At 76.9% G+C, this 1,089-nt stretch carries 1 protein-coding gene; it reads right to left on the reverse strand.

What is annotated here, in order from left to right:
* Positions 1 to 66 precede the first annotated feature (66 nt).
* The coding region (locus VR45_RS35970; protein WP_234326482.1) for a LuxR family transcriptional regulator at positions 67 to 1,089 on the reverse strand (1,023 nt) is incomplete at its 5' end.

Consider the following 1,089-nt stretch of genomic DNA (forward strand, 5'->3'; position numbering starts at 1 on the left):
ACAGGCCGTCATGGGCGGTGGGCCCGGACCGCGGGGACCGCCGTCCTGGCGAGCACGCCGCGGTGCTCAGGCCGCCCCGTCGGCGAGGTCGGCGCGGGTGGTCCGGAGTTTGGCGAGGACCCGGGCGACGTGGTTCTCGACGGTGCGGGTGGAGAGGAAGAGGGCGGCGGCGATGTCCTTGTTGGTGGCGCCGATGGCGAGGAGCTCGCGGATCTGCTCCTCGCGCGGCGAGAGCCGGTCGCCGTAGCCGCCCCGGCCGCGCGGGTTGGTGGTCTGTCGGCCGCGTTCGCGCAGCAGGCGGTGGCAGCGGGCCGCGTCGGAGGTCGCGCCGAGGCGCTCGAAGACGGCGATCGGGCCGGCCAGGCGGGTCTCCGTGCGATCGAGGCCGGTCCGGGTGCGGGCGGCGCGTTCGGCGGCGAGGGCGGCCCGGTAGGGACGGCCGATGTCGCTCCACCGCGCCGCCGCGAGGTCGAAGGCGGCCATCGCGGCGTCGGGATCGGCGGCGGCCAGCAGCAGGCCGCGACAGTGGTGCTGTTCGGCGACGGCGCCGGGGGCGTCACGGCCGCCGAGGGCGTTGGCGTGGCGTTCGGTCAAGTCCCGGGCCTCGTCGACGCGGTCGAGGGCGAGCAGGGTCTCGACGGCGGTGGGCACGAGGTCCCAGGCGTAGCCCCAGGCCTCCTTGCGGTCCAGGAACGCGAGGAAGTCGAGCGGGTCGGCCAGGGTCCGCCAGGCGGCCCCCGGGTCGCTGCGGGCCAGGTGGAGCCGGGCCCGGCCGGCCGCGGCGCCGAACAGGTCCAGGTGCAGTCCCCGGGCAAGCGCGGCGTCGAACACCGCGGCCGCCTGCGCGGTGCGGCCCCGGGCGGCGGCGGTGAGCCCCCGCACCGCCGCCAGCAACCCGCCGGACCGCAGCGGGTTGTCCGGGTGACGCTCGTGGAGGGTCGCCAGTCCACGCTCCGCCTCGTCCCAGTGCCCGGCCTGCCAGTCGAGCACGACCCGGAAGGTGTCCAGGTAGGGATCCAGTACGGGCAGGTGGGTGCGCGGTGCCATCGCCCGCAGTTCCTCGACGGCACTCGCGGACCAGGTGTCGTG

This window comes from Streptomyces sp. NRRL S-495, assembly GCF_000966955.1.
Lineage (GTDB): Bacteria > Actinomycetota > Actinomycetes > Streptomycetales > Streptomycetaceae > Kitasatospora > Kitasatospora purpeofusca.